This window comes from Fluviibacterium sp. S390 (genome assembly GCF_049800695.1).
In the GTDB taxonomy this organism is placed as follows: domain Bacteria; phylum Pseudomonadota; class Alphaproteobacteria; order Rhodobacterales; family Rhodobacteraceae; genus Meridianimarinicoccus.
This window is the reverse complement of record NZ_JBNAFN010000007.1, coordinates 146,069-169,759: the sequence shown is the minus strand read 5'-3', so window position 1 is coordinate 169,759 and position 23,691 is coordinate 146,069. Positions and strand designations below refer to the sequence as shown.

Sequence of the window (23,691 nt, the reverse complement as noted above, 5' to 3'; positions counted from 1 at the left end):
GCAAAGGCCACCTCTGTGACCGACACGCCAGAAACTCCTGAAAACGAAGACGAAAATCCCGGCGCGCCGAAAGGATACGCGGGGCCGACTATCTCGATCGCCGAGGAGATGAAGTCGTCCTACCTGGACTATGCGATGAGCGTGATCGTCAGCCGGGCGATTCCCGACCTGCGCGACGGGTTGAAACCGGTGCATCGGCGGATTCTTTACGCCATGCATGAAACCGGCAACGGCCACGACAAGCCTTATCGCAAATCGGCCCGCCCGGTGGGCGACGTGATGGGGAAATACCACCCCCATGGCGACAGCGCGATCTATGATGCGCTGGTGCGGATGGCGCAGGATTTCTCGATGTCTCTGCCGCTGCTTGATGGCCAGGGCAACTTCGGCTCGATGGATGGCGACAGCCCGGCGGCCATGCGCTATACCGAGGTCCGGATGGACAAGCCCGCGGCACAACTGCTGGCGGACATCGAGAAAGAAACGGTCGATTTTCAGGACAACTATGACGGCAAGGATCTGGAACCCACCGTCCTTCCCGCTCGGTTTCCCAACATGCTGGTCAATGGCGCGGGCGGCATCGCCGTCGGCATGGCCACCAATATTCCGCCGCACAACCTGGGCGAGGTCATCGACGCCACGCTGGCGCTGATCGAAGACCCGGATCTCGACAGCATCGACCTGATGCAATACATCCCCGGCCCCGACTTTCCGACCGGCGGGCTGATGCTGGGCCGCTCGGGCGCGCGCAAGGCCTATCTGGAAGGGCGCGGCTCGGTCATCCTGCGCGCCAAGACCCGGATCGAGGAAATCCGCAAGGATCGCTTTGCCATCATCCTGGACGAGATCCCCTACCAGGTGAACAAGGCCACCATGATCGAGAAGATCGCCGATCTGGTGCGCGACAAGAAGCTGGAAGGCATCGCCCACATCCAGGACGAATCCGACCGCATCGGCGTGCGCGTGGTGATCGAGCTGAAGCGCGATGCCACGCCCGACGTGGTGCTGAACCAGTTGTTCCGCTTCACCCCGATGCAGACCTCGTTCGGCTGCAACATGCTGGCGCTGAACGGCGGCCGGCCCGAGCAGCTGACCCTGCGCAAGTTCCTGACTGCCTTCATCGACTTCCGTGAAGAGGTCGTCGCCCGCCGCACCGCCCATGACTTGCGCAAGGCGCGCGAACGCAGCCATGTGCTGTGCGGCCTCGCCGTCGCGGTGTCGAACGTGGATGAGGTCGTGGCCACCATCCGCGCCTCGGCCGATGCGCCCGAAGCCCGCGCCAAGCTGATGGAACGCCGCTGGCCCGCCCATGACATCGCCGACTACATCCGCCTGATCGACGACCCGTCTCACACCGTGAACGAGGACGGCACCTATTACCTGTCCGAGGTTCAGGCCCGCGCCATTCTGGAGTTGCGGTTGCAGCGCCTGACCCAGCTGGGCGTGCGCGAAGTGACCGACGAGTTGCAGGAACTGGCCGCCAAGATCCGCGACTATCTGGACATCCTGCGCTCGCGCGAGCGGATCCTGTCGATCATCTCGGACGAGTTGCGCGAGGTGAAAGACCTGTTCGCCGTGCCGCGCCGCACCGAGATCACCGAATGGTCCGGCGACATGGAAGACGAGGACCTGATCGAGCGCGAAGACATGGTCGTGACGGTCACCCAGTCGGGCTATATCAAGCGCACGCCGCTGGCCGAATACCGGTCGCAGAAGCGCGGCGGCAAGGGGCTGTCGGGGATGGCCACCAAGGATGACGACGTGGTCACCACCCTGTTCGTCGCCAACACCCACACCCCGCTGCTGGTCTTCACCACCTCGGGCATGGTCTACAACCTGAAGACATGGCGCCTGCCGCAGGGCGGACGCAACGCCAAGGGCAAGCCGCTGGTCAGCATCCTGCCGATTGAACATGGCGTGTCCATCGCCGCGATCCTGCCCATCGACGTGGCCGAGGAAGACTGGGCCAACCTGCAGATCGTCTTTGCCACCTCGGCCGGGGACGTGCGCCGCAACGCGATGTCGGATTTCACCAACGTCAAGCGCAACGGCAAGATCGCGATGAAGCTGCCCGAGGGCGTTTCGCTGGTCCGCGCCCGCATCTGTGCCGAGGAAGACGACGTGATGCTGGTCACGGCTCTGGGCCGGGCCATGCGGTTCCGCTCCACCGACGTGCGGGTGTTCAAGGGCCGCGACAGCACCGGGGTGCGCGGCATCCGGCTGGCCGAGGGCGATTTCGTCGTTGCCATGACCACGATCCGCAATTTCGACGCCACGCCGGGCGAACGCGCCGCCTATCTGAAGATGCGCCGCGCCGTGGAAGGCATGGTCGAGGATGTCGATGTGCCGGACGAGGAAGACCAGGTCGAGGACGAGGCGCTGAGCCAGGCCCGTTATGCCGAGATGTCGGCGGCCGAACACCTGCTGCTGACCATCACCTCGGGCGGGTCGGGCAAGCTGACCTCCTCGCACGACTACCCGGTCAAGGGCCGGGGCGGCATGGGGGTCATGGCGATGGATCGCGCCCTGCGCGGCGGCCCGGTCGTGGCCTGCTTCCATGTCGAGCGGGATGACCAGATCATGCTGGCCACCTCGACAGGCCAGTCGATCCGCTGCCCCATCGACGGCATCTCGTTCCGGTCGCGCGCGGCCGGCGGCGTCAAGGTGTTCAACACCGCCGATGGCGAAGAGGTCGTCTCGGTCGCCCGCATCGCCGATCAGGGCGAGGACGAGGCGGAAGACGATGCCGATACCGGCGCTGACGAGAGCTGACCTGACAGCAGACGTTGCCCGGTTGCGGCGATCTGCGTCACATTCTTGCGCCACCCGACCCGGGTGGCGCAACGAAAATGCCCAGATTAGCGGTTGACGCCCTTTCAGGCCGGTCATAATGTCAGCGCCCAGAACAGGAGTCCAAGACGTGAAAATTCTTGTAGTAGAAGTTGGAAAATGGCGCATGGGCCGGTAACGGCACCACAATATGATCCCATGCGCCCCCGACGAAACCGGGGGTTTTTTTATGTCGACAGAACAGATCGCAAGACGAAAGCACGGAGCAAAGCGATGACCCAGATGAGCGGCGCGAAAATGGTGGTTCAGGCCCTGAAGGAACAGGGCGTGAACGTGGTCTTCGGATATCCGGGCGGCGCCGTGCTTCCGATCTATGACGAGATCTTCCAGCAGAACGACATCAAGCACATCCTGGTGCGTCACGAGCAGGGCGCGGTTCATGCCGCCGAAGGCTATGCGCGCTCGACCGGCAAGCCGGGCGTCGCGCTGGTGACCTCGGGACCGGGCGCCACCAACGCGGTGACCGGGCTGACCGACGCGCTGATGGATTCGATCCCGATCGTGGTTCTGTCTGGCCAGGTGCCAACCTTCATGATCGGCAACGATGCCTTCCAGGAAGCCGACACCGTCGGCATCACCCGGCCCTGCACCAAGCACAACTGGCTGGTGAAGGACACGCAGGATCTGTCGAACGTCATCCACCAGGCCTTCCACGTCGCCATGAACGGGCGTCCGGGGCCGGTTCTGGTCGATATTCCCAAGGATGTGCAGTTCGCCTCGTCCAAGTACACACCGATCAACAAGGCCAAGACCCAGCACTATCAGCCGCGTGTGAAGGGCGATCTGGATCAGATCACGAAGCTGGTCGAACTGATCGAAACCGCCAAGCGGCCGATCTTCTACACCGGTGGCGGGGTCATCAACTCCGGTCCCGCGGCATCGCAACTGCTGCGTGAACTGGTGGCAGCGACGGGCTTTCCGATCACCTCGACCCTGATGGGTCTGGGCGCCTATCCGGCGTCGGGCGATGCCTGGCTGGGGATGCTGGGAATGCACGGCCTGTACGAGGCCAACCTGGCCATGCACGGCTGTGACGTGATGATCAACATCGGCGCCCGGTTCGATGACCGGATCACCGGACGGGTGCAGGATTTCAGCCCCAAGTCGAAGAAGGCGCATATCGACATCGATCCGTCTTCGATCAACAAGGTCATCCACGCAGATGTGCCGATCATCGGCGACGTCGGCCATGTGCTGGAAGACGTGCTGAAGGTCTGGAAGGCGCGCGGTCGCAAGGTCAACCGCGAGGCGCTGGCCAAATGGTGGAAACAGATCGAGGAATGGAAAACCGTCAACTGCCTCGCCTACACGGGCTCGGAGACGGTCATCAAGCCGCAGTACGCAATGCAGCGCCTGGAAGAACTGACCAAGGACAGGGATCGCTACATCTGCACCGAGGTTGGCCAGCACCAGATGTGGGCCGCGCAGTACCTGAACTTCGAGGATCCGAACCGCTGGATGACCTCGGGCGGGCTGGGCACCATGGGGTATGGCGTTCCGGCCTCGATCGGGGTGCAGGTAGCGCATCCGGACGCGCTGGTCATCAACGTGGCCGGCGAGGCCAGCTGGCTGATGAACATGCAGGAAATGGGCACGGCGGCGCAGTTCCGTCTGCCGGTCAAGCAGTTCATCCTGAACAACGAACGCCTGGGCATGGTGCGCCAGTGGCAGCAGCTGCTGCATGGCGAACGCTACAGCCATTCGTGGTCCGAAGCCCTGCCCGATTTCGTCAAGCTGGCCGAAGCCTTTGGCGCCAAGGGCATCCGCTGCCAGGATCCCGCTGGACTGGATGATGCGATCATGGAGATGCTCGACCACGACGGGCCGGTGATCTTCGATTGTCTGGTGGAAAAGCATGAGAACTGCTTCCCGATGATTCCGTCGGGCGAGCCGCACAACTCGATGCTGCTGGGCGATGCGGCGGTGGCCGACGCGATCGGATCCTCGGGGGCCGTCCTGGTCTGAACCGGACAGAAGGGACACGTCCCATGGCAATCCTGGAAGGCATTCTGGCATCGGTGACCAGAACTGTGGCCACGAATGTGACACAGTCTGCACTGAAGCGCCCCTGGTGGCGCAACGCCCATGTCAGAACCTTCCAGGAACCTGCCAACGGCGGCTATAACGAGGAGTTCTACGACTATTTCTGCGAGAGCATCGCGAACGCCAAATCCGAGGTCTATGTCACCGGGGACGGGTTCAACTTCAAGTCCGGCACCGCCGGCCAGAAGATCGTCGCGCGGTATCACAAGGCATTTCGGACCGCGCTTGAAAACGGGGTTCAGGTGTATCGGCTGCAATCGCAATCGATCTGCGACGCCGACTGGGTACGCCTGGTCGGGTCTCTGGTCGAGGGTCACAAGGACAGCTTCCACATGCATTTGCTCAACGACGCCAGCCCCGGACAACTCGTGTCCACCTGCGTCATCGATCCCAAGGATGCCAGAAACTGCGTGGTCGAACTGATGCTGTCGACGCGATTGTTGAGCGAAAACAACCCCAGCGGGCTGGCCGGTACCGCGATCTTCCTGCACCGGCGTCCCGAAGTCGCGCGCCACCTCGCCGACAAGATCCTGGCACTGTGCAACGCGTCAACGGCCACCCGAAAGTTGAACACCGCGAACGAGGCCGAAGTGATGATGTGCGGCAAGGTCAACTACTTCTCCTTCGGGTCGAACATGGATCATGACCAGATCCGGCGGCGCATCGGAGATGTCGAGCTGATCGGGAAAGGCGTGCTCTCCGGCCATGATGTGGTGTTCAACCGGCAAGGCACCTATGCCAATGGCGCGGTGGCCAGCATTGCGCCCACCCAAGGCAGTTTCGTTCATGGCGTGATCTGGCGCCTGTCGCAGGAACAGTTGCGCAAGATGGACGAGATCGAAGATCCCAGCGCCTACAAGCGCGAGGCCATCGAGGTTGAAGACGCGCAGGGCAATCGGTACGTGTGCGGGGTGCATGTGGCCATCCCGCAGTCGGACCCGCCGCCCCCGGACCGCGCCTATCTGGAGCTGATCCTTGCCGCAGCCCGGGCACAGGGCCTGCCAGACGACTATATCGGGCGGCTTTCCGAACATCGGCAGCCGCCCCTCGAAACACACTAGAATACTCTCACGCGAAAGGACGCAGACGTGTCACCACTACATATCAAGAAGGGCACTTCAAAGCACTCCGCCTATGATCTGCGCAGCCATCTGGCCGAGACAATCGAGCGTCACACCCTGGCCGTGGTTGTCGACAACGAAGCCGGCGTTCTGGCCCGCGTCATCGGTCTGTTTTCCGGGCGCGGCTACAACATCGAAAGCCTGACCGTGGCCGAGATCGACCACACCGGGCATCGCTCGCGGATCACCATCGTCACCGTCGGCACCCCGCAGGTGATCGAGCAGATCAAGGCCCAGCTGGCCCGCATGGTGCCGGTGCACGATGTGCACGATCTGACCGTGGAAGGGGCAGCCGTCGAACGCGAACTGGCCCTGGTGAAGGTCGAAAGCGAGGGCGAGCGCCGCGTCGAAGCACTGCGCGTTGCCGACATTTTCCGCGCCAGCGTCGTCGACACCTCGTTGAGCAGCTTCGTTTTCGAAATCACCGGCACCCCCGAAAAAGTCGATGCTTTCGCCGATCTGATGCGTCCCCTGGGTCTGGTCGAGATCGCACGCACTGGCGTGGCCGCGCTGGCACGGGGTCCGATCTCCGCCTGATCCCGACCCGCCTGACCGGCGGCAGGTACGGACGGCGCTACCCGCTGGCGGCGGTGGTTGGCCCGTCGTCGCCCCTGGCTGCCTTGCGTTCGAACGGCGCGACACTGGCACCGGCGACGGCCCGGTAGAGCGTGGCGCATCCGCGTCCGCGTGCTTTCGAGGCATAGAGCGCCTCATCCGCCTCCTGCAACACGGCGTCGGCGGGTTTGCCGCCGCCGTGGCAGACGGTGATCCCGGCGCTGCCGGAGATGCGGCAGACCTCGTCGCCGAATGGGATCGGTTCTTCCAGCCGTTCGATCAGCCGTTCGGCAAGGCGCAGCAGATGGGAGTGATCCACGGTGCCGGGCAGCAGGATCACGAATTCATCGCCCCCGGCGCGGATCAGCGTGTCCTGCGCGCGCGTGGTCTGCACCATGACCCTGGCCGCCACCTGCAGCACGTGATCGCCGGCCGCATGGCCCAGCGTGTCGTTGACCTGCTTGAAAAAATCCAGATCCAGATGGATGACGCCGAAAGGCTCCCCCGCCTCCACCAGCCGGCCCAGAACGTGATCCAGCGCCCGCCGGTTGCGCAGCCCTGTCAGCGTGTCGGTATAGGCCTGTTTCTCGGCCTCCATCTTGGCGGATTGCAGCCGCAGGTTCAGGCGGCGCCATTCGTCCAGAACCGTGGCGTTGGCCTCGATCAGATAGAGCATTTCGATCGAGGGATCGGTGGCGGCGAAATCGGGCAGATGCAGGTCATAGTCGCGGATCGCATCGACCAGCCCCGTTCCGAAGGAGAAATTCACCAACAGCGACTCCCCCGTGGCATCCGTCACCATCAACCCGTTCAGGGAGGTTTCCGGCGGTTCGCGAAACTGTACCTGCAACCGTTGCCGGATCAGCCGCGACAGTTGCGGCGACGCGCCGGTCAGATGCGGACGGCGCAGGCGGAAGACATCGAAAAGCTTCCGGCCCACCAGCGTGCTGTCCTTGCGCAGCTTGGCCAGCGTCGGCCCGGTGTGCAGGATCGTTCCGCAAGGCGACAGCCGCATGTGCAGCGGCATCAGCGCGTCGCCTTCGCCGGCCCCCAGAATCACCGGCGGCGTCACGATGCGCGCCCTTCAGAGGCCAGTTGAAAGGGGCGGCCAACCGCGAACCCCTCGCGCAACACCTGCACGGTCACGGTTTCGACCTGATCCTCGCAGCCGTGATGATCCAGCAGTACCAGCGCGCCATAATCATCGGCCAGCGTGCGCAACATCCCCACAAGAACATGGCCAAATCCGGCGTGGGCCCAGTGGCAGCCGATGCGGAAGGTATCCTCTTCAACACCGATCACTTCGATCGACGGAAGTTCCAGATCCGGCAGGGCAAGTTGCGCCCGGCGCGGCAGATCATCCACCGTCTGCAGGAATTCCAGAAAGGTCTCGCCGCCGAAACGCAGCAAACGCCGCAGGGGTTCCACATTGGGATTCGAAACCAGGTAGGTGCCCACATCCTCCAGCAGCACGTCGCGCGGCTTGGCCAACAGCAAAACGGCGGTGTCGAGCATGCGTTCGGTGATCTGGTCGTCATAGACGAACATCGCTTCGAACCCCGACGGTGGCAGTTCGGCCACCCGCGCCAGCCGCTCCCAGGCATCGGGTCCGCAGGTGTCCCGCACGAAACACTGAATCGCACGGTTGATCAGTCCATGCATTGCCGCCCTCCATCCATTCAGACTTCGGGGTAGCGGCCAAGGTTTAACAAATCGCCAACGGCGGCAGGGCGTTATGCGGCGCTGCGCGTCGGACAGCGCTGGTCCAGCCAGCCGGGAAGGCCGGCCACACTGGGCAGCACCGCATCGGCCAGAGGCTCCAGCTGCGCCCGGTCAGCAATGCCGGTCAGAACCGCGATGGACGGCATGCCGGCGGCGCGCGCGGCCACAAGATCGTGGGAACTGTCGCCGATCATCACGATCTCGGCGGGATCGATTCCCACGGTTTCCGAAAAGGCCAGCAGCATGTCCGGTGCGGGCTTGGCCGCGAAGCCGGAATCAGACGCCAGCACCATGGCAAAGGCCTCGGTCACGCCAAATTCCTGCAGATGGCGGCGGGTCGGTTCGAGGGTATCGTTGGTCACCAGCCCCAGAACAAGCCCGCGCACGATCAGTTCGGACAGCAGCGGCTCCAGCGGCGTGGCTTCAGCCTGGGGCACTTCGGCGGTCAACCGTGACATCAGCCGCAGGATGTTGGATTTCGTGGCGCCCGGCAGGTGCGGCAGCAGGGCATCGGTGATGTCGTGTGGCGTGGCGCTGACAAGGATGCTGTCCTTGCGGAACATTCCGGCAGTGATGTCGAATCCCACCGCGTCACCCAGACTGCGCGCGCGCGCCAGGTCGTCAGCGGCCAGATGCATCAGGAACTTCTGCGACCAGTTTGCCCAGGTCTTGTTGAAGTCGAACAAGGTGCCGTCCTTGTCAAAAAGGATCGCTTTTATTTGCCTCATCGGTGTCCTCCCCGGTGGCGGGCACTATGCCGGATCAGGGCCAAGCTGACAATTCCCCGGTATTCGCGAGTGCGCCCCGACTCAGGTCCAGTGCCGATCGTCGCCCCCCGGCAGGGCGGCGCGGGCCAGCGCGACGGTCTCGGGCGGGCGGCCGGTTTCCTCGGCAAAGGCCAGCACCCATTGGTCATCCATCAGCACGAAATCCAGAACCGCCGCCTGCACTTCGGGGGTGTCGATGCCGGTGACCAGATCTTCGCGCCCGATGCCGGTGGCCCCCATGAAGACCGAAACCAGGTCGTCGGTGCCTGCCAGAAAACCAACCGCCTGCAAGGCGACAACCTGCGCATCTTCACGAGTCATCGGCGTCATTCTCATAAGTTCAATTCTTTCTTAACCGTTCCTGCCGAAGAGTTACGGTATCCACCGGGTTGCGGGAAAGCTCTAACATGACTGGACGCATTCTGATCCATGACAGTGTGGCGGTGAACCGCATCGTCCTTCGCTGCAAGCTTGCCGCGGCCTGTTACGACGTAAAGACCGTCGAAACACGGGACGAGGTGTTCCCGGCCCTGCGCGGGCAGGCCACCGATCTTCTGGTTCTGGACTGCGACGACGATCCTCAGGCGACGCTTGCGATCTGCCGCCAGGTGACCGAACGCCGCGATGGCGCGGCCCCGGCGGTTCTGATGACCGCCAGTGCGCCTACCGCGAAATTTCAGGTCGACGCGGTGAAGGCCGGCGCCGTCGTGGTTCTGCCCAAGCCGGTGGACAGCGCGCTCCTGCTGGCCAGTCTGCGCCGCTGCCAACGGCACATGCGTGCCCATGCCGAGGCGCTGCACCAGGCGCGCGGGCTGCATGATCTGGGGATGTCGGAGACCGGCGACACGTTCCTGGGCGGGCATCACATCAAGATCCTCGCAAAACAGCCGGGCTGCGCCGAAAGCTGGGCAGAGAAACTGCGCCCGTTGCTGCGGGGACATCGGATCACGACAGATCATCCCGACCGGGCGCTTCTGGCGATGCCGCAGGACGAAAGCCCGGCAGTCATCGTCCTGTCGGCAAACGATCTGCAGCAGGGCGACAGCCTGTCGCTTCTGTCGGATCTGCGCAGCCGCACGGCGGCGCGGGATGGGCGCATGGTCGTGGTGACCGATGACCGCAGCGGTCAGTTCCATACGGCCGCGATGGCGTTGGATCTGGGGGCGGACGACGTGCTTCTGAACGGGTTCGACGCCCGCAACCTTGCAGCGCGCATCGAAGCCCAGATGACCCAAAAGCATCGGATCGACCAGCTGCGCGACTTCGTGCAGACCGGCCTGCGACTGGCCGCACGTGACCCGCTGACCGGGCTTTACAACCGCCGGTTCGCCTTTCCCCGGCTGGAGCGGCTTTGCATCGCCGCGCTGGAAAACCGCACACCGCTGTCGCTTCTGGCCATGGACATGGACCGGTTCAAGGACATCAACGACACCTTCGGCCATTCCGCCGGTGACGCGGTGCTGGTGGAAGTGGCCCACCGGTTGACCGAGGCGATCCGGCCGCAAGACCTGCTGATCCGCAGCGGGGGGGAGGAATTCATCCTCGCCCTGCCCGGCACCGATCGCGCGGGCGCGCATCAACTGGCCGACAGGATCGGCGACTTGATCCGCCGCACGCCGGTAACGGCGCCATCCGCCTCTGCCGCACCTATCCGGGTGACCATCAGCACCGGGGTGGCGGAGCTGTCCGACGATGCGGTCACGGCGCTGAACCCGATGAATGTGGTTCTGGCACAAGCCGACAAGGCGCTTTATTCGGCCAAGGCAGATGGACGTGACAAGGTCGTTGCCGCCAGCGGATTCGCGGCCTGATCCTAACGGACGCGATCCTTGGAAGGCTTGCCGTGGTGATCGTCCCGATCCCAGCGGCGCACCCGCTCCAGCCGTCTGGCATAATCGTCCCGCGCGTCGGGCGACATGCGCGCGATCTCCTGCGCCAGAATCACTTCGAACCGTTCCGCGCCCTGTGACCGCCGCAACCGCTGCGCCTGCAACAGGGCCGCGATTTCCTCGGCCGACACTTCAGGCTGGCGCAGGGCCGCCACGAAATCTGCCTGGTCGGCGCGGGCCTGATCGCGCCCTTCGGACCGCCCCTCGCCCCCGGATTTCAGGGCCGAGCGCACCGCGTCGCGATGGTCGCGCGGCAACACGGCCAGCAGGGCGACCTGTGCCCGCTCCCGTTCCAGCGGCAGGGCGCGGCGGGATTCCTCGCGACTGGTGACCGCGCCGAACACCAGCCCCGCCACCAGCAGGTTCAGGGCCAGCGAGATTGTCAGAACGATCTTCAGCCAGGGAAAATGACGTAATCTGGGCATGGGTTCAGTATCCTCCCCACAGCGAGACGATCTCGGGGATCCGATAGGTCAGGTCGCTGGACATCACACTGCTGACAACCGCGTCCCCGGTCAGCAAGCCGGTATTTTCGGCCCAGCCGCCCAGCCAGACCCCGACCAGCGCCGAGGCTGTCAGCCCTGCCGGCACGGCCATGCGGCCAAGCGCCGAGATCAGCCGCGCGACGGGCTGCCGACGTGCCTTGCGAGGCGCCAGCTTGGCCGCCAGCCGGTCATCCAGAACCTCCAGCGCGTCGCCCATGCAGCGTTCCAGGAAGGGATCGGGCACCGGGGTCGCCATATCCTGGCGCGCGCTGGCGAACATGTCGTCCAGCGCGGCATCGGAAAACTGGTCCTGTCGGTCAGTCATCGGCATACCCCAATTCCTCGCGTTTGCCGCTCAGCGCGGCTTTCAATCCCCGGCGCCCGCGGGCGACGAGACTTTCCACGGCCTCGACCGAGATCTCCATGATCCCGGCAATCTCCGGGTTCGCAAGCCCCTGGATCTCGCGCAGGATCACGGCCTGACGCTGACGGTCGGGCAGCGTCTGCAGCGCCTGGTCCAGCGCCGCCGTGCGCGCCTTGGTCTGCAAGGCCTCGAAAGCGGCCGGCGCGTCGTCTTCGGCATCCCAGCCCTCGGGCATCTGCGCGGGCCGATGCTTGCGCAACCGGTCGGTACACAGGTTCAGCACCACGCGGTAGAGCCATGTCGACACCCGCGCCCGGCCGCTTTCCCAGTCCGGCGCGATCTTCCACAGCCGCAGCAGCGCCTCTTGCACCACGTCCTCGGCATCGCCGCGATTGCCCAGCATCCGCTGCGCCACGGCCAGGGCCGAGGGCGACAGGCGTTGCACCAGTTCGCGCGCCGCCACCCGGTCGCCCGTTGCGTAACGGGCCAACAGGATGGCGTCTTCGTCTCGGGATCCGGCATCGAAGGCCATACGGGTCATGCGTGTCCGTTAATCTGGAAACAGGCCCGACCGGTGTAGCGGCCGGGCCCGTGTTTGTCAGGGCGTTAGCGCCAGAAACCGCCATGTTCCTGACCGTGGCCGTGCTTGCCACGCGACCCCTTGCCGTCCCGCTTGCCGCTATGGGCTGCGAATTCCTCGGCATCGACAACGCCATCGTCATTGGCATCCAGCTTGTCGATCATCCGGGCGCCCCGGTCGGCCTTCCTGCCGCCGACAGCCTCGAATTCCTCAAGCGAGATCGCGCCATCGCCATTGGCATCGAGCCGCTCGATCATCTTCTCCATACGGCCGCCCATGCGCTGCTGGAATTCGGCCTCGGCCGCGGCCTGCATCTCTTCGACGCTCAGAACCCCGTCACCATTGGCATCTGCCGCGGTGAACCGCGCGGCGCGCTGGCCGGTCAGTTCTTCCACCGTGATACCGCCGTCGCCGTTCAGGTCCAGGGTCTCGAAGGTCATCTCGGGGCCCTTGCCGCCTTTCGCCAGAACCGGCGTTGCCGCCATCGGCAGAGCCACAAGAGCGGTCAGGGCCAGCACTGCAGTTGTCTTTTTCATTGTCGTTGTCCTTTGGTTTCGACCGGGCCGGTGTTGCACCCGGTATGCATCTCTGAAACGGGCCATCCCGGCGGTTCCGTCGCCGAAGGTGAAAATTTTTTCTTGGGCACGGCGGGACAATGCACCACATTCAGGGCAGCACAGGCCGGACCTATCTTGCGAAACTTGCGAAAACCGGAATGTAACAAGGACCACGCCATGCCCGTCGACAGCCTGACAGAGCGCAACACCGGACGTGCGATCCGGCGCGGACTGATGTGCCGTTGCCCCAATTGCGGCAAGGGCAAATTGTTCCAGGGCTACCTGAAGGTGGTCGATCGCTGCGCCGAATGTGGCGAGGATCTGTCCCACCAGCGCGCCGACGACGGGCCGGCCTATCTGACCATTCTGGTGGTGGGCCACCTGATGGGGGTACTGATCCACGTGATGTTCGTGCAGCTGCGGCCCTCGCCGATGATGATGGCCACGGTGCTGTCCGTGGCCTGCGTGGCGCTGTCGCTGTTCCTGCTGCCCCGGATGAAGGGGCTGGTGGTGGGTGTGCAATGGGCGCGGCGGATGCATGGTTTCGGTGCCGTGCCCAGCGAAGCCTAGACGAGGGAGGACCGGCGTTGGACAAGACCAAGATCCGCGATGCGGCAACGGTGATCCTGTACCGCAATCCGACCGCGCCCGAGATATTGATGGGGCAGCGCGGCGCGCGCGCGGCCTTCATGCCCAACAAGTTCGTGTTTCCCGGCGGGGCCGTGGATGCGGGCGATGCCGACATTCCGCTGGCCGGTCAGCCCGACGCCCTGTGCCGGTCCCGGCTGGCCGAGGAATGCGCCCGGGCCCTGCCCCATGCGCTTCTGACCGCCGCCATCCGCGAGATCTGGGAGGAAACCGGCCTGATCCTGGGCACGCCCGGCGACTGGCCCCGGCCTGCGCCTGACGACTGGCAGAGCTTTGCCGCCACCGGCCATCTGCCCGACGCCAGCGCCCTTCGGTTCATCTTTCGCGCCGTCACCCCGCCGGGACGGCCCCGGCGTTTTGATGCACGGTTCTTTCTGGCGTCGACCGACGGGCTGGCCAGCGACCCCGATGATTTCAGCCGTGCGTCGGACGAATTGTCGAACCTGCAGTGGATCCCGCTGCGGCAGGCCCGCAGCTTCGACCTGCCCTTCATCACCGAGGTGGTGCTGGCCGAAGTGGCCGCACTGATCACGCGGAACGCCCCGCCCGAGAGCGTGCCCTTCTTCAACAACGATGACGAGGAATCCCTGTTCCAGCGCCTGAAAGGGCAGGAACAGGGGCCGACTCAATAGGGCATCGGGAAGGCGCGGTGCGCGTCATTGATCGCCGTCAGCACCTCGTCCGGCAGGCTGACCTCGATCCCGGCCAGGATGTGCTCAAGCTGCGGCACCGTGGTGGCCCCGAAGATGGTCGAGGTCATGAACGGCCGTGCGCGGCAGAACGCCAGCGACATGTGGGCCAGGTCAAGACCATGGTCACTGGCCAATGCGGCATAGATTTCCACCGCCTCCTGCGCGCGGTCGGTGAACCGTCCGCCCAGCTTGTTGGTGCCCACCGCAAGACGCGAGCCTTCGGGACAGGCGCCGTCCCGGTACTTGCCGGTCAGCATCCCGCAGGCCAGCGGTGAATAGGACAGCAGGCCGACCTGCTCGTGCGCGGCGACCTCGGCCAGATCGGTGTCGAACATGCGGAACAGCAGCGAATATTCGTTCTGGATCGACACCATGCGCGGCGCGCCGATGGATTGGGCCGCCTCCAGCCACATCATCGTGCCCCAGGCGGATTCGTTGGACAGGCCGACATGGCGGATGCGCCCGGCCTCTACGTGCTTTTTCAGCCCGGCCAGCGTGTCTTCCATATGGGCCACGGTCCGGGCGCGGTCCTGGCCGAACGGATCGAAGGTCCAGTTCTGGCGGAAGGCGTAAGAGCCACGGTTGGGCCAATGCAGCTGGTACAGGTCCACATGGTCGGTCTGCAGCCGCGCCAGCGAATCCTTCAGCGCCTTGTCGATCAGTTTCGACGAGATCGGCGCGCCATCGTGGCAGATGCTGCCCGCACCGGCGACCTTGGTGGCCAGAACCACCTCGTCGCGGCGGCCGCTCTTGGCGATCCAGGTGCCGATGACCTGTTCGGTAAGGCCGGCGGTCTCGGCCTTCATCGGGTTCACCGGATAGGCTTCGGCGGTGTCGATGAAGTTGATGCCGTGGTCCAGCGCCATGTCGATCTGGGTGTGGGCTTCGGTTTCGGGGGTTTGCGTACCCCAGGTCATGCTGCCCAGGCACAGGTCAGTGACCATCGTTTCGGTGCGGCCCAGTGGGTTCTTTTTCATGTCGGTCCCCTCGTTATCGCTCACAGGCAGGTAGTCCGGGCATGTCCGAGAGACAAGAAGCCTCTGCCCCCTGACCGGGTTTTGCCCGGGATCTGCACAGCGGGCTTGAGAACATATCAGGAACATTCTAAATTGGCGGCATGGAACATCTTCGCCTGCACCGCGCGCCGCATCGCCCCGTCCCGCTTTTGCCGGTGATCGGAGAGATGGCGCTGATGCCCGGCCGCGTCCATGAGATCTGCGGCCCGGCCCGGCGCAGCCTGGCGTTGGAAGTGGCGGCGCGAACCGAGGGGCCGGTGATCTGGATCCGCCCCGAATGGCAGGCCGAACAGCTTAATCCCGAAGGCATCGGCGTGGCCGGTCTGCCGGGGCGGCTGATCTTCGTGCAGGCCAAGCGGGCCGAGGATCTGCTGTGGTGTCTTGAGGAAAGCCTGCGGTCGGGCGCGGTGGCGCTGGCGGTGGCCGAACTGCCCGGCCCGCCGCCGCTGACCCCGGTGCGCCGCCTGCATCTGGCCGCCGAGGCGGGGGCCGAAGCGCGGGGCCGCGCGCCGCTGGGGCTGATCCTGACACCCGGCACGGGGGGGGCTGGCGGGGTGGAAAGCCGCTGGTCGCTGACCCCGACCCATACCGCCGATCGACTGGGCTGGCGGCTGGAGCGGTTGCGCGCCCGCACCGCCCCGCCGGCCCGCTGGCAGCTGGACCATCTGCCCACCGCCGCCGCGGCGCTGATGTAGCGACCCGGCCTCACGGCCACGCAAGCACGGCCCATGACACGAAAAAGTTTCCCCGACACGGGCCGGTTCTGCGCTACCAGTGGTGCATGTCCCGACTGGCCCGCCTTCTTGGTCTGCTGATCCTGCTGCCCCTTGGCCCGCTGCTGGCCGAGCCGCGCGACTATGCGCTGGATACTTCCAGCTCGACGGTGGAATTCACCTACTCGCTGGGCGGAACCCCCGGCACCGGCACCATGCCGGTGGTCCGCGCCGATCTGCGGCTGGACTTCGACCGGGTCGCGAATTCGCGCGCGGTGGTGGAACTGGATGCTGCCCGCAGCCGCACCAGCGTCGGCTTCGTCACGCAGGCGCTGAAATCGCCGCAGGTGTTGGACACCGCCCGCTTTCCGCTCATCCGCTTCGTCTCGCGCAGGGTCACGGCCCTTGCGGGCGGCGCGCGGATCACTGGCGATGTCACCCTGCGCGGCGTCACTCGCCCGCTGGTGCTGGATGCGCAGATCTATCGCCAGCGCGGCACCAACGCCGGCGACCTGAGCCGCCTGTCGGTGCTGCTGACCGGCCAGATCCGGCGCAGCGATTTCGGCGCCTCGGGCTACAGCGATCTGGTGGGCGATGTGGTCGGGTTGCGCATCCTCGCGCGGATCGAGGCGCCCTGACCCTCTGCGCCATCTGGCCCTTGCCGCAAAGCTGCGTTACACGGGCGCGGTCGGGCAACGGCAGCAGATGGGACAGCGACCAATGGCACGAATTCTGATCACTTCGGCGATCCCCTATATCAACGGGATCAAGCATCTGGGCAATCTGGTGGGCAGCCAGCTGCCGGCCGATCTTTACGCCCGTTACCAACGCGCCCGCGGCAACGAGGTCATGTTCCTCTGCGCCACCGACGAACACGGCACCCCCGCCGAACTGGCCGCCGCAAAGGCCGGCCAGCCGGTGGCCGAATACTGCGCCGCGATGCACAAGACCCAATCGGCGTTGGCCGAAGGCTTCCGCCTGTCCTTTGACCATTTCGGGCGCTCCTCCAGCCCGCAGAACCACAAGCTGACCCAGTATTTCGCGGGCCGTCTGGCCGACAACGGGCTGATCGAGGAAGTCAGCGAGCGTCAGGTCTATTCCCATGCCGATGGCCGCTTCCTGCCCGATCGCTATATCGAAGGCACCTGCCCCAATTGCGGCTATGACAAGGCCCGTGGCGACCAGTGCGAGAACTGCACCAAGCAGCTCGATCCCACCGACCTGATCGACCCGCGCTCGGCCATCTCCGGCTCGACCGATCTGGAAGTGCGCGAGACCAAGCACCTGTATCTGCGCCAGTCCGCCCTGAAGGATGATCTGGACGCCTGGATCTCCTCCAAGACCGACTGGCCGGTGCTGACCACCTCGATCGCCAAGAAATGGCTGCATGACGGCGACGGTCTGCAGGATCGCGGCATCACCCGCGATCTGGACTGGGGCGTGCTGGTCAAACGTGGCGAGGCCGACTGGCCCGGCATGGAAGGCAAGGTCTTCTACGTCTGGTTCGATGCCCCCATCGAATACATTGCGGCCAGCGCAGAATGGGCCGAGGCCAACGGCAAGACCGAGGCCGACTGGGAACGCTGGTGGCGCACCGACAAGGGCGCCGACGACGTGCGCTATGTGCAGTTCATGGGCAAGGACAACGTGCCGTTCCACACCCTGAGCTTCCCGGCGACGATCAAGGGCTCGGGCGATCCTTGGAAGCTGGTGGATTACATCAAGTCCTTCAACTACCTGAACTACGATGGTGGTCAGTTCTCGACCAGCCAGGGGCGCGGCGTGTTCATGGATCAGGCACTGGACATCCTGCCCAGCGACTATTGGCGCTGGTGGCTGCTCAGCCATGCGCCGGAAAACTCCGACAGCGAGTTCACCTGGGAAAATTTCCAGACCAGCGTGAACAAGGATCTGGCCGACGTCCTGGGCAATTTTGTCAGCCGGATCACCAAGTTCTGCCGGTCGAAATTCGGCGAGGAAGTGCCTGCTGGCGGCACCTATGGCGACCGCGAAGCGGCGCTGATCGCGGCGCTGGAAGCCCGTGTCGCTGCCTATCAGGATCACATGGACGCCATCGAGATCCGCAAGGCCGCCGCCGAGCTGCGGGCGATCTGGGTGCTGGGCAACGAATACCTGCAGGACGCCGCCCCCTGGGCGCAGTTCAAGACCGACCCCGAGGCCGCCGCCGCTGTGGTCCGTCTGGCGCTGAACCTGATCGGGCTCTACGCGGCCTTGTCGGCCCCCTTTATCCCCGATGCCAGCGCCAAGCTGACCGAGGCCATGGCCCTGGGCGACAGCCCCTGGCCCGAGGACGTGCGCAAGGCACTGGACCGGATGCAGCCCGGCCATGCCTTCACCGTGCCCGAGGTCCTGTTCGCCAAGATCGCCGACGAGGATCGCGAGGACTGGCAATCGCGGTTTTCGGGTGTGCGCGACTAAGGTCGGGCCGGCAGCTTCTGGACAACTTGCCGCAGTCCCGGCATAGTAGCGGGCGCGACAGGTCCGTTTGCGGACAGCAATCGTCGCCGGTGCGGGAGTTGATATGAAGCGTGTCTTGTTGAACCAGTGGACCGGCAATACCGACGCGGCCTTCGACGCATTCTTCGATCAGGCCCCCATCTACATGATTTCCGTCGACGCCGACTGGCGCGTCGTGCGGGTCAGCGAGTTCATGGCCGAGGCCCTGGGCTATGCCGCCGACGAGATGATCGGCAAACCCTCGTTCGATTTCCTGACGCCGGACAGTCAGGCCAAGGCGCTGGCGCAGGTCGAACAGGAATTCCGCGCTCGCGGCACCATGGACGGGGCCGAGTATGAATTCCGGCGCAAGGATGGCACCGCCCTGCCGGTGGTGCTCTCGGCCAAGGCGCATATGGGCACCGATGGCCGCATCAAGCGGGCGCTGGCGGTGATGTACGACAACTCCGAAGCCCGCGCGACCCAGGCCGCCCTGCGCGCCGCCATCGCCGAGGCCGAAGAGGCCAGCAAGGCCAAGTCCCGCTTTCTGGCCGCCATGAGCCACGAGATCCGCACCCCGATGAATGCCATCCTTGGCTTCACGCAACTGCTGAAGATGTCGGGGCTGGACGAACGCCGCCAAAGCCATGTGGACGCGATCCAGAGCGCGGGCAGCACCCTGATGAAAATGCTCAACGATCTGCTTGACCTCAGCCAGATCGAGACCGGTCAGTTGAAGATCGCGCGGGAAACCTTTGATCTGGACTGTTTTCTGGAGCAGATCGCCGACTGGTGGCAGACCGGCGCCACCGAAAAGGGTCTGCGGATGCGGATCGCCAAGGATCAGGGCCTGCCCGCCAAGATCATCTCGGACCGCTCGCGCATCCAGCAGGTGCTGAACAACTATCTGGCCAACGCGGTGAAATACACCCGCGAAGGCCGCATCACCCTGTCCGTGGAAGAGGTCGCCCGCGATGGCGACCGCATGACCATCCGCTTCGAGGTGGACGACACCGGCCCCGGCATGACCCAAGATGAGCTTGCGCAATTGTTCCGCCCCTTCGTGCAGGTCGGCTCGGGGTTTTCCAACACCTCCACCGGCTGGGGGCTGGGCCTGTCGATCTGCCACGAGATCGCCACCGCGATGGAAGCCAAGGTCGGCGTGCAATCGCGGCCCGGCGAAGGCTCGACCTTCTTCTTCGAACTCGACGTGGGCTATGAATGCGCCGACAAGGCCGCAGAGGCGACCGAGAAGGCCCCGATCATCGTCGATCCCGAACCGCGCCCCGCCGGGCTGGATATCCTGGTGGCCGAGGACAATGACATGAGCCGCGCTCTGATGCAGGATCTGCTGACCGAGTTGGGCCACCGGGTCACCATCGCCGAGAACGGCGTGCACGCGGTCAACGCGGTCAAGCGCAAGAAGTTCGATCTGGTGATCATGGACGTGATGATGCCGCATATGGACGGCATCAAGGCGACCAAGGAAATCCGCGATGCCGGTCCCATCGGCGAGGTGCCGATCATCGGCTGTTCGGCGCATGTGCGCGACCAGAACAGCTATCTCAGCGCCGGGATGGATGCCTTCCTGCCCAAGCCCTTCGAACGCACAAGGCTGGAGGCACTGTTGTCGCGCTATTCCCGCAACCACCCCACTGGTGCGCGCAGGTCCGTCAAGCACGCCTGACGCCCCCCGCCCGCCGTTCGCCGCCGAGTCGCCTGCGTCTCCCTTTTTATCATGGTTGCGTCACGATCCTTGGCGTAAGGGCTTGACCCATGACGCCCGATGTCCCCTCCCGCCGGCCGCGGTATCGCACCCTGTTCCTGTCCGACATCCACCTCGGGACGCGGGGCTGCCAGGCCGACATGCTGCTGGATTTCCTGCGCCGTCACGACGCCGACCGGATCGTGCTGGTCGGTGACATCTTCGACGGCTGGCGGTTGCGGCGCGGCTGGCACTGGCCGCAGTCCCACAACAACGTCATCGAGGCGCTGCTGGCCAAGGCCCATGCCGGCGTGCCCATCACCTATATCCCCGGCAACCATGACGAGATCATGCGCAACTATGTCGGCACCCATTTCGGCGGCATCGAAGTCAAGATCACCCATGAGCATCTGACCGCTGACGGGCGCCGCTTTCTGGTGACCCATGGCGACCAGTACGACGTGGTGGTGGTGAACGCCAAGTGGCTCGCCCATCTGGGCGACCGCGCCTACAAGTTCGTGCTGGGGGCCAATACGTGGCTCAACCGGGTGCGGCGGCTGTGGGGCGGGCAGTACTGGTCGTTGTCCAACTGGGCCAAGCAGACCGTCAAACGCGCGGTGAACTACATCGGCGAATACGAGTCCGTGCTGGCGGATGAAGCCGTGCGCGGCGGCTATGACGGGATCATCTGCGGCCATATCCACAAGGCCGAACTGACCCAGGTCGGCGGCGTGGAGTACCTCAACTGCGGCGACTGGGTCGAAAGCTGCACCGCCATCGTCGAGCGTCCTGACGGCACGCTGAAGTTGATCGACTGGGCCCGCAAGACCCGACAGGCCAACCATCGCCGCAAGTTGAAGGCCAAGGCCACAGAACGCGGCGCGGCGCCCCATGAAAAGACCGAAGACTCCGAACCCGCCGCCTGAGCGAACACGATTGGCATCCCATGACGTAAACCGATCTCGCCTGCGGGCAGTTGGGCGACGCCGTTCACCGGAATTCCGCACTCAGCCGCAACGGATTGCGTGAACGGGTGTTTTCGAAACTGTGTCAGGGTCTGGGCTATGCCCAGTAGCCGACATGGTGGATCTGTTGCCCGTGCCTGTGGCGTTGGTGGGACAGCAAGCAGGGTCTTCCGGGCCGCGACCCGTTGATCGCCGATCTGGACGCCCCCCCGGCGGTTGGGTGTCGGAGGTCACCGCCCCGCGCCGATCCAACGCAGGTTCTCGCCGGTCTGGCGCGTGACACCGGCGGGACGGCTTGCGTGCATCCTCCGTTTCGCGGCCATGCGGTGGCGGGAAAAATTCCCACCGATCGATATATCCTTCGTCGTAACCTCTGCAGTGCACGTCGGCACATCATGGTCCGACCCGTGCAAAGGCGCGGGGCAAACGCAGGCCAGGTGATGTCAGACACCGGCGCTATTCAGCGAAAATCGCGGATCTGGCAAGCCCTGCCCCGATCTTCCCGGTCTGCCCGTCGCTGGGGGCAATCGCCCTAGTCGGCTTCAGAAGCGGACGGCCCCTTGTACCCGGTGGCCACCACGAACTTTTCGGAACTGTCGGACCGGGATGCGGGCGGCTTCACGTTGGCAACCTTGGTGAAACGCTTTTTCAGCAGGGACTGAAGCTCGCTTTCGGCACCGCCAGCCAGCACCTTGGCGACGAAGGTACCGCCTTCTTCCAGCACGTCGAAAGCCAGTTGGGCGGCAGCCTCGCACAGGGCCACGATGCGCAAATGGTCGGTCTGCTTGTGCCCGGAACTGGCCGCCGCCATGTCCGACATGACCACATCTGCAGGCCCGCCCAGCCATTCCTTGACCAGGTCGTCGGCGCCATCGGCCAGGAAGTCCAGCACGTGGATTTCGGCCCCGGGGATCGGTTCGACCTCCTGCAGGTCCAGGCCGATGACCCGGCCCACTTTCTTGCCCTGTTTCTCGCCCAGAGAGTTGACCCGCCGCACCGCGACCTGGCACCAGCCGCCCGGCGCACAGCCCAGATCAACGACGCGCGCGCCGGGCACGAGGAAGCGGTACTTGTCGTCCAGTTCCAGGATCTTGAACGCCGCCCGCCCGCGATAGCCCTCGGCCTTGGCCCGCTGGACGTAAGGGTCGTTCAACTGCCGCTCCAGCCAGCGCGTCGAGGACAGCTTGCGCCCCCGCGCCGTCTTGACCCGCACCCGCAAGTCGCGCATGCCGCGCCCGCTTGTATTCTTAGCCATTGGTCTTGCCTCTCAGCCTTGGGCCTTTTCGTGGCCTTTGGGCGAAAACAGCCCGTCCGCGCTCATCTGTGCGTAAAGCAGCCCTTCGCGCAAACCCCGATCCGCCACCGACAGCCGGTCGGTCGGCCACAGCCGCATCAGCGCCTGCAGGATCGCCGCACCGGGCATGATCAGCGTGTGCCGGTCGCGCCCGATGCGCGGATCGCTGCGCCGCCCGTCCGGGCCCAGCCGCAGGTAGTCGTGGATCACCGCGTCGATCTGGTCGGAACTCAGCACCAGCCCATCCACCAGCGACCGATCATAGCGGCGCAGCCCCAGATGCGAGGCCGCCACCGTGGTCACCGTGCCCGAGGTGCCGACGATCTGAAAGCCGGCGCGGGTGTGATCCTTGGTGTAGGGCGCGAAGTCTGCCAGATGCTCCTCGAAGAACCAGCTCATCAGCGCAAAGGCCCCGGCATCGTCCTCGACATCCGAGAACTTGTCGCGCAGCGTCGCCACCCCCAGCGGCACCGAGATCCAGTCCACCACCCGCACCCCGTTGCCGAGATCGGCAAACGACTGTTTGTGCATCGCCATGATCGCCGCCGACCGCCCCCCGGTCGGTACCGCCGACAGGTCGATCCAGACCAGTTCGGTCGAGCCGCCGCCGATGTCCACCACCAGCAATTGTTCCGACGTTTCCTGCACCAGCGGGCCGCAACTGACGACCGCAAGGCGGGCTTCTTCCTCGGGCGTGATGACATCCAGCGTCAACCCGGTTTCGCGCCGCACCTGGTTGATGAAAGCATTGCCATTGCGGGCACGGCGGCAGGCTTCGGTCGCCACCAGCCGCATCCGGGTGACGCCATGCTGTTCCAGCTTGCGGCGGCAGACGCGCAGCGCCTGCACCGTGCGTTTCACAGATATGCGAGAAAGGGCACCGGATGCTTCCAACCCGGCCCCCAACTGGACAGCCTTGGAAAAGCTGTCGATCACGCGCAACTGGTCGCCCTCAGCGCGGGCGATCAGCATACGACAACTGTTCGTTCCCAGATCGAGCGCCGCGTAAGGCTCTCTGGAAACGGGAGACGCACCGGCGGGCTCGACCGTTTTCGGGATCGCCGCCGCGCGCCTGGAACGCCTGGGCGTCATCTGCGCCCTCCATCGCTAGTTGAGGCCAACTTAAGCGTGACACTTCTGCGACGCAAGCGCGCATGATCGTCCGCGGCAGCGAACAAGGTCGCGGAATACGGCCGCGGTGTCGAAATCCGACCTTGGCGCGGACAGGCGACCTGTTACCGCTGGGACAGGTTCAATTGGTGTCGTTC

The 23,691-nt window shown here is 64.9% G+C and carries 23 protein-coding genes; 12 read left to right on the top strand and 11 right to left on the bottom strand.

From position 1 onward, the window contains the following. The first annotated feature begins 15 nt into the window (after window positions 1–15). The 4 genes from gyrA to ilvN all read left to right on the top strand — a co-directional run bounded on the left by gyrA (window position 16) and on the right by ilvN (window position 6,551). Window positions 16–2,772 (top strand): DNA gyrase subunit A, encoded by a 2,757-nt coding sequence (gyrA, locus tag ACP15K_RS08135; RefSeq protein WP_424990245.1) that lies wholly within the window; start codon window positions 16–18, stop codon window positions 2,770–2,772. 291 nt (window positions 2,773–3,063) lie between these two features. Further along, window positions 3,064–4,815 (top strand): acetolactate synthase 3 large subunit, encoded by a 1,752-nt coding sequence (locus tag ACP15K_RS08130; RefSeq protein WP_193141586.1) that lies wholly within the window; start codon window positions 3,064–3,066, stop codon window positions 4,813–4,815. A gap of 23 nt (window positions 4,816–4,838) precedes the next feature. Beyond that, on the top strand, window positions 4,839–5,954 hold the full coding sequence (locus ACP15K_RS08125; RefSeq protein ID WP_424990244.1) for a gamma-glutamylcyclotransferase family protein: 1,116 nt from the start codon (window positions 4,839–4,841) through the stop codon (window positions 5,952–5,954). A 27-nt stretch (window positions 5,955–5,981) separates the two neighbouring features. Beyond that, entirely contained in the window at window positions 5,982–6,551 is a 570-nt protein-coding gene (ilvN, locus tag ACP15K_RS08120) for an acetolactate synthase small subunit (protein ID WP_193141588.1), read from the top strand. Between the two features lie 37 nt (window positions 6,552–6,588). Here ilvN and ACP15K_RS08115 read toward each other — a convergent pair whose 3' ends face one another. The 4 genes from ACP15K_RS08115 to ACP15K_RS08100 form a co-directional block, all read right to left on the bottom strand. Then, window positions 6,589–7,641, bottom strand: coding sequence for a diguanylate cyclase domain-containing protein (locus ACP15K_RS08115; protein ID WP_424990243.1), 1,053 nt, complete (start codon window positions 7,639–7,641; stop codon window positions 6,589–6,591). Then, window positions 7,638–8,231: a heme NO-binding domain-containing protein gene (locus ACP15K_RS08110; RefSeq protein WP_424990242.1), complete on the bottom strand. Its 594-nt coding sequence runs from the start codon at window positions 8,229–8,231 to the stop codon at window positions 7,638–7,640. The genes ACP15K_RS08115 and ACP15K_RS08110 overlap by 4 nt, the downstream gene beginning before the upstream one ends. A 71-nt stretch (window positions 8,232–8,302) precedes the next feature. Further along, on the bottom strand, window positions 8,303–9,019 hold the full coding sequence (locus ACP15K_RS08105; RefSeq protein WP_424990241.1) for an HAD family hydrolase: 717 nt from the start codon (window positions 9,017–9,019) through the stop codon (window positions 8,303–8,305). 81 nt (window positions 9,020–9,100) lie between these two features. Then, window positions 9,101–9,388, bottom strand: coding sequence for a DUF3572 domain-containing protein (locus ACP15K_RS08100; protein ID WP_193141591.1), 288 nt, complete (start codon window positions 9,386–9,388; stop codon window positions 9,101–9,103). Window positions 9,389–9,465: 77 nt separating this feature from the next. Here ACP15K_RS08100 and ACP15K_RS08095 point away from each other — a divergent pair, with 77 nt between their 5' ends. Continuing rightward, complete coding sequence (locus ACP15K_RS08095) at window positions 9,466–10,869, top strand: diguanylate cyclase (protein WP_424990240.1); 1,404 nt, start codon at window positions 9,466–9,468, stop codon at window positions 10,867–10,869. A gap of 2 nt (window positions 10,870–10,871) precedes the next feature. On the opposite strand, the gene ACP15K_RS08090 is transcribed toward ACP15K_RS08095, so the two are convergent. The 4 genes from ACP15K_RS08090 to ACP15K_RS08075 form a co-directional block, all read right to left on the bottom strand. Further along, window positions 10,872–11,372, bottom strand: a complete 501-nt coding sequence (locus tag ACP15K_RS08090; RefSeq protein WP_424990239.1) for a periplasmic heavy metal sensor — start codon at window positions 11,370–11,372, stop codon at window positions 10,872–10,874. Between the two features lie 4 nt (window positions 11,373–11,376). Then, the gene (locus ACP15K_RS08085; RefSeq protein WP_424990238.1) at window positions 11,377–11,757 is read right to left on the bottom strand and encodes a hypothetical protein; all 381 of its coding nucleotides are present in this window, start codon (window positions 11,755–11,757) and stop codon (window positions 11,377–11,379) included. Beyond that, complete coding sequence (locus tag ACP15K_RS08080; RefSeq protein ID WP_394355461.1) at window positions 11,750–12,337, bottom strand: RNA polymerase sigma factor; 588 nt, start codon at window positions 12,335–12,337, stop codon at window positions 11,750–11,752. The genes ACP15K_RS08085 and ACP15K_RS08080 overlap by 8 nt, the downstream gene beginning before the upstream one ends. Before the next feature lie 65 nt (window positions 12,338–12,402). Next, on the bottom strand, window positions 12,403–12,912 hold the full coding sequence (locus ACP15K_RS08075; RefSeq protein WP_424990237.1) for an EF-hand domain-containing protein: 510 nt from the start codon (window positions 12,910–12,912) through the stop codon (window positions 12,403–12,405). Window positions 12,913–13,110: 198 nt separating this feature from the next. Between ACP15K_RS08075 and ACP15K_RS08070 the strand changes: the two genes are divergently transcribed. Beyond that, window positions 13,111–13,503 (top strand): DUF983 domain-containing protein, encoded by a 393-nt coding sequence (locus ACP15K_RS08070; protein ID WP_193141596.1) that lies wholly within the window; start codon window positions 13,111–13,113, stop codon window positions 13,501–13,503. 17 nt (window positions 13,504–13,520) lie between these two features. Next, on the top strand, window positions 13,521–14,213 hold the full coding sequence (locus tag ACP15K_RS08065) for an NUDIX hydrolase (protein ID WP_226925847.1): 693 nt from the start codon (window positions 13,521–13,523) through the stop codon (window positions 14,211–14,213). On the opposite strand, the gene ACP15K_RS08060 is transcribed toward ACP15K_RS08065, so the two are convergent. Continuing rightward, window positions 14,207–15,250 carry an aldo/keto reductase gene (locus ACP15K_RS08060; RefSeq protein WP_193141598.1) on the bottom strand — a complete coding sequence of 348 codons (1,044 nt, stop codon included), beginning with the start codon at window positions 15,248–15,250 and terminating at the stop codon, window positions 14,207–14,209. The two genes, ACP15K_RS08065 and ACP15K_RS08060, sit on opposite strands and share 7 nt — an antisense overlap. A gap of 140 nt (window positions 15,251–15,390) precedes the next feature. Between ACP15K_RS08060 and ACP15K_RS08055 the strand changes: the two genes are divergently transcribed. From ACP15K_RS08055 to ACP15K_RS08035, 5 genes are all read left to right on the top strand, one after another. Then, on the top strand, window positions 15,391–15,984 hold the full coding sequence (locus ACP15K_RS08055; RefSeq protein ID WP_193141599.1) for an ImuA family protein: 594 nt from the start codon (window positions 15,391–15,393) through the stop codon (window positions 15,982–15,984). An 86-nt stretch (window positions 15,985–16,070) separates the two neighbouring features. Then, window positions 16,071–16,640, top strand: coding sequence for a YceI family protein (locus tag ACP15K_RS08050; protein WP_193141600.1), 570 nt, complete (start codon window positions 16,071–16,073; stop codon window positions 16,638–16,640). A gap of 82 nt (window positions 16,641–16,722) precedes the next feature. Then, the gene (gene metG / locus ACP15K_RS08045; protein WP_424990236.1) at window positions 16,723–18,441 is read left to right on the top strand and encodes a methionine--tRNA ligase; all 1,719 of its coding nucleotides are present in this window, start codon (window positions 16,723–16,725) and stop codon (window positions 18,439–18,441) included. Window positions 18,442–18,544: 103 nt separating this feature from the next. Next, on the top strand, window positions 18,545–20,146 hold the full coding sequence (locus ACP15K_RS08040) for a response regulator (protein ID WP_424990235.1): 1,602 nt from the start codon (window positions 18,545–18,547) through the stop codon (window positions 20,144–20,146). 89 nt (window positions 20,147–20,235) lie between these two features. Beyond that, window positions 20,236–21,090, top strand: a complete 855-nt coding sequence (locus ACP15K_RS08035) for a UDP-2,3-diacylglucosamine diphosphatase (protein ID WP_424990234.1) — start codon at window positions 20,236–20,238, stop codon at window positions 21,088–21,090. A 571-nt stretch (window positions 21,091–21,661) separates the two neighbouring features. Here the strand turns inward: ACP15K_RS08035 and ACP15K_RS08030 are convergent. Together ACP15K_RS08030 and ACP15K_RS08025 are read right to left on the bottom strand one after the other, a co-directional pair. After that, on the bottom strand, window positions 21,662–22,384 hold the full coding sequence (locus tag ACP15K_RS08030) for an RlmE family RNA methyltransferase (protein WP_424990233.1): 723 nt from the start codon (window positions 22,382–22,384) through the stop codon (window positions 21,662–21,664). 12 nt (window positions 22,385–22,396) lie between these two features. After that, window positions 22,397–23,515: a Ppx/GppA phosphatase family protein gene (locus tag ACP15K_RS08025; RefSeq protein WP_424990232.1), complete on the bottom strand. Its 1,119-nt coding sequence runs from the start codon at window positions 23,513–23,515 to the stop codon at window positions 22,397–22,399. Between the last annotated feature and the right edge of the window lie 176 nt (window positions 23,516–23,691).